Origin of the sequence: Neptunomonas sp. (assembly GCF_041601355.1) — a bacterium.
Classification (GTDB): Bacteria; Pseudomonadota; Gammaproteobacteria; order Pseudomonadales; family Balneatricaceae; genus Neptunomonas.
The window spans coordinates 1-4486 of sequence record NZ_JBFIIH010000206.1 but is presented as its reverse complement, the minus strand read 5'-3'; the positions used below and the strand labels follow the sequence as shown (position 1 = coordinate 4486).

Annotated in this window: 3 protein-coding genes; 1 reads left to right on the top strand and 2 read right to left on the bottom strand. The window is 51.2% G+C overall.

The window, feature by feature from the left end; all coding sequences use genetic code 11:
- A partial coding sequence (locus ABY436_RS19165; RefSeq protein ID WP_372740528.1) for a heavy metal translocating P-type ATPase occupies positions 1-2244 on the top strand: 2244 nt, incomplete at its 5' end.
- Between the two features lie 52 nt (positions 2245-2296).
- Here the strand turns inward: ABY436_RS19165 and phbB are convergent.
- The gene (gene phbB, locus ABY436_RS19160) at positions 2297-3040 is read right to left on the bottom strand and encodes an acetoacetyl-CoA reductase (RefSeq protein ID WP_372740527.1); all 744 of its coding nucleotides are present in this window, start codon (positions 3038-3040) and stop codon (positions 2297-2299) included.
- Positions 3041-3132: 92 nt separating this feature from the next.
- A complete protein-coding gene (locus tag ABY436_RS19155) occupies positions 3133-4470 on the bottom strand; it encodes a malonyl-CoA decarboxylase (RefSeq protein ID WP_372740526.1) in 1338 nt (445 codons plus the stop codon).
- Positions 4471-4486 lie beyond the last annotated feature (16 nt).

Here is a 4486-nt window from a genome sequence, read left to right as displayed (position 1 = left end):
TGCTGTGCTGCTGAGCCTGCTATTGCCAGTACGCTATCCGGGTCGCAGAGAGTTGATAATGGCTTGCGTACCCCTATTCGTATTATGCAGATGGATTGTCCTACTGAAGAGGCGCTGATTCGCAAAAAATTGGGCACACTGCCGGATGTCATCAGTCTGGAATTTAATCTGATGCAACGGGTGCTGATGGTTGAGCATACAGCGGATGCACTGGAAGCGGTGTTAGCAGGGATTCGTTCGCTCGGATTTGAACCGGAAGTGTCCGGCGTACAGGGGAAGTTACCACCAAAGAAAGAGCCGAAAAAATCATGGTGGCCATTGGGGCTTGCCGCTGTGGCGGCGCTTATGGCTGAGGTGGTTGGTTGGTTAGAGCCAATTAATGGGCTCTCGGGTTGGTTGTCTGGTGAGCTATCTAATAATGGTTTAGCCGCTGTGCTGGCGTTAATTGCGGTCGGGCTTAGTGGACTGACGACCTATAAAAAAGGTTGGGTGGCGGTTCGTCACGGTGATCTGAATATCAATGCGTTGATGAGTATTGCGGTGACAGGGGCCTTGATATTAGGACAGTGGCCAGAGGCGGCGATGGTGATGGTGCTGTTTACGCTTGCAGAACTGATTGAGGCGAAATCGCTGGATCGGGCGCGTAATGCGATTGCCGGTTTAATGAATTTGGCACCGGAAAAAGCAACGGTACAACAGTCTGATGGCAGCTGGCTGGAAGTAGTGGCAGCCACTGTGGCCGTTGGCAGTCGGGTCAGGGTTAAGCCAGGAGAACGCATTGCACTTGATGGCGAGATAGTGCGGGGCCGCTCAACGTTGAATCAAGCGCCAATTACGGGCGAAAGTTTGCCTGTGGATAAGGCGGAGGGCGATCAGATATATGCGGGTACGATCAATGAATCGGGTTCGTTTGAGTATAAGGTGAGTGCCGCGGCGGATGATTCCGCACTGGCGCGCATTATTCATGCAGTTGAAGAAGCCCAGGGTGCGAAAGCGCCTACACAACGTTTTGTCGATCAATTTGCGCGCCTCTATACACCTATTGTTTTTTTTATTGCGCTAGCCGTGGCAGTTGTGCCTCCGTTATTGATGGGTGGGCTCTGGTTTGACTGGGTGTATAAAGCACTGGTGCTGCTGGTAATCGCCTGCCCGTGTGCGCTGGTGATATCTACCCCTGTGACGATTGTCAGTGGTTTGGCGGCGGCTGCCCGGCGTGGCATTCTGATTAAAGGGGGCGTGTATCTGGAAGAGGGGCACAAGCTCTCATGGTTGGCGCTGGATAAGACCGGCACTCTGACTCACGGTAAACCTGTGTTAACCGAGTTTGAGGTTTTAATAGATCCGCTGGCGGGGGAATCTGCCGGGCATACGATTGAGGGGTGTTATCAGCTGGCTGCGAGTCTTGCCGTGCGATCAGATCATCCGGTATCACAGGCGATTGCGAAAGCGGAGGCGGCAAATTTTGTTGATGTGCGCACTGCGCTGAAGCTTTCAGGGACAACTTTGAGTGTAGATTGCCTGGAAGCTATTCCGGGGCGGGGTGTGAAAGGCTGCATCAAAGGGCGATTTTATTCTCTGGGTAATCATCGCCTGATAGAAGAGTCAGGGCTTTGTTCCAGTGACCTTGAAGCACGTTTAGGTCAACTTGAACGGGAAGGGAAAAGCGTCGTGATGCTGGTGGATGACCAGCAAGTACTGGCTCTGTTTGCGGTTGCTGATACGGTAAAAGCGACCAGCCGCGAAGCGGTTGCTGAGCTGCATCAACTGGGTATAAAAACCATTATGTTGACGGGGGATAATCAGCACACGGCAACAGCGATTGCTCAACAAGTCGGTATCGATGAAGCAAGGGGTAACCAGCTTCCCGAAGATAAATTGGCGGCGATTACCGCCCTGGAAAAAGACGCTACTGTTGGCATGGTCGGTGATGGCATAAATGATGCCCCTGCACTGGCCCGCGCACAGATAGGCTTTGCGATGGGGGCGATGGGTTCGGATACCGCGATTGAAACAGCCGATGTTGCTTTGATGGATGATGATCTGCGTAAAGTGCCTGCTTTTGTGCGTTTATCACGGCAAACCCGTCGTATTCTGATTCAGAACATTGCACTGGCACTGGGTATAAAAGCGGTCTTTCTGGTACTCACAATCATGGGGCTGGGTACCATGTGGATGGCTGTTTTTGCTGATATGGGGGCGAGCTTGCTGGTGGTTGGCAATGGTCTGCGCTTGCTGAGGAAATAATCGGCTTTTGTGGAAAGCGACCCTCACGATAACAGTGAGGGCCGCTTCAGGCCTACGCCATATACTGGCCGCCATTCACCGAGACATTACTGCCGGTAATAAATCCTGCCTCATCTGCTGTCAGAAACACAACCGCACGAGCGATCTCTTCCGGCTGTCCAAGCCGGCCCACAGGAATCCCCGCTACGATACTGCTTAACACGTTTTCCGGTACCTTGCGGACCATCGGTGTATCAATATAGCCGGGGGATATGGAATTGACAGTAACGCCTTTTCTTGCGCCTTCCTGAGCAATCGCTTTGGTGAATCCGTATATGCCTGCTTTTGCAGCAGAGTAGTTTGCCTGGCCGAACTGACCTTTTTGACCGTTTAAAGAAGAGATGTTAACGATTCGCCCCCAACCGCGATTACACATCGCTTCAAATACTGGCTGACACATGTTGTACATGGAGTTCAGGTTGGTCTGAATGACTTCCTGCCATTGCTCCGGCTGCATCTTTTTTAAGGGCGCATCACGCGTAATACCGGCATTGTTCACCAGAATATCTACGCTGCCTTCACTGCTTTCTACTTCATCCAGAAGACGTTTACAGTCGTCATAATCTGATACATCCACCGCTTTCATTGTGATATCGAAACCCTGCTGTTTCATCTTTTCCTGCCAGCTGGTTGCGGCAGCGTCGTGGCCCGGTACGTAAGTGCCAATGACCTTGCGGCCTTGTCCGATCAGGGCTTTACACATGGATTCACCTAAGCCGCCGTTAGCACCGGTTACAATTGCGATTCGTTGAGTCATTTTATTATTCCTTTTTTATTTGAAATCGCGTACGAGTTATTTGAAATCCTGTAATAGTTATTTGAAATCCCCGCACGAGTTATTTGCTGCTATTAGTTATCCAGTAATGCTTTGATTGAGGAAGAAAGGGAACGTGCCCCATGGCTGAGGTAGGCCTGGCTGCGTTCTTCAATATTGGGTAGATCGTACAGGTAGTTCACCATGTAGCCAGCCGACTGCTTCAGGCCGTTTTCTGAGGTATCCGCCATCCAGTTAAGCTGCGCGACCTGTGCGCCGTTGCTCAGATGGAAGTGAGTGACCCGGTCGGCTGCTGTGCCTCCCGGGCGCTCCGCTTTGGCCAGATAATAGGCGGCCTGTTTGCTCAGGGCTGTGCGCAGCTGCTCATCAGCAGGCTGATTTTTAGCTATATTCTGCGCTAGCTTTTGGGTAATGTCGGGTGCGTTCTGATTGAGCCAGTGCAGTAAACCGGGTATGGGCGACAACGTTGAGAACTGTTTTAAATGCGGGAAGTCATGGCGTAACTCTTTGACGACCCGTTTGATCAGGAAGTTACCAAAACTGATGCCTGCAAGGCCTCGTTGGGCATTCGATATACTATAAAAAATAGCCGTATCGGCCTGCTCTATATCGCCAACCGGAGCGGATTCATCCAGCAGTGTCTGCACGTTATCAGCCAGGCCTTTGACCAGTGCCACTTCAACAAAAATAATCGGCTCATTGGGCATGTTTGGGTGGAAAAAAGCGAAGCAGCGGCGGTCTGAATCAAGACGGTTTTTCAGATCGTCCCAGCTTTTTATGGTGTGAACGGCTTCATAGGCAATCAGCTTTTCAAGTAGCGCTGCACTGGATTGCCAGTTGATCTGTTCGAGTTGTAACAAGCCAATATCAAACCAGCTGATCAACAGGCGTTTAAGGTCTGCTTCCAGCGGCTTTAATTCAGGGTGCTGGTTTTTCAGTGCGAGAATCTGTGCACGCATGTCTACCAGAAATTTGATTCCTTCGGGTAGCTCATTAAATAGTGTCAGCAGTTTCATGCGTGGCGGCTCGAGCACTTTTCTTAATTGACGTGCGGCTTCTGCGCGGGTGTCGTCCGGGGAGGCTTGCCAGTTTGCAATGCAGCGCTCTACTGCTGCTGCATCTGTATCGTAATGTTGTGCAAGAATCGACAGGAAGCGCTGTTGTCCGGTTGGGTTAAGTTCCAGATAACTTTTGCCTAATGTGGCGGCACGTGCTCTTGAAGCGACTTCACCGCCTTTGTCGGTTAGGCAGTGGTCGATCCATGTTCGTAGTATCACGGCGTCATCATCACTGAGATCTGCCGATAATTTCAATTCTTCGAGTGATGCCCGATTATCTGTCGCCTCTCTCCACGCGTAGCGTAAATGTCTGAATGTACGTTCCAGAAAGCCGTTATTTGATGGCGTTGTCATGCATCACCTCGTGCTT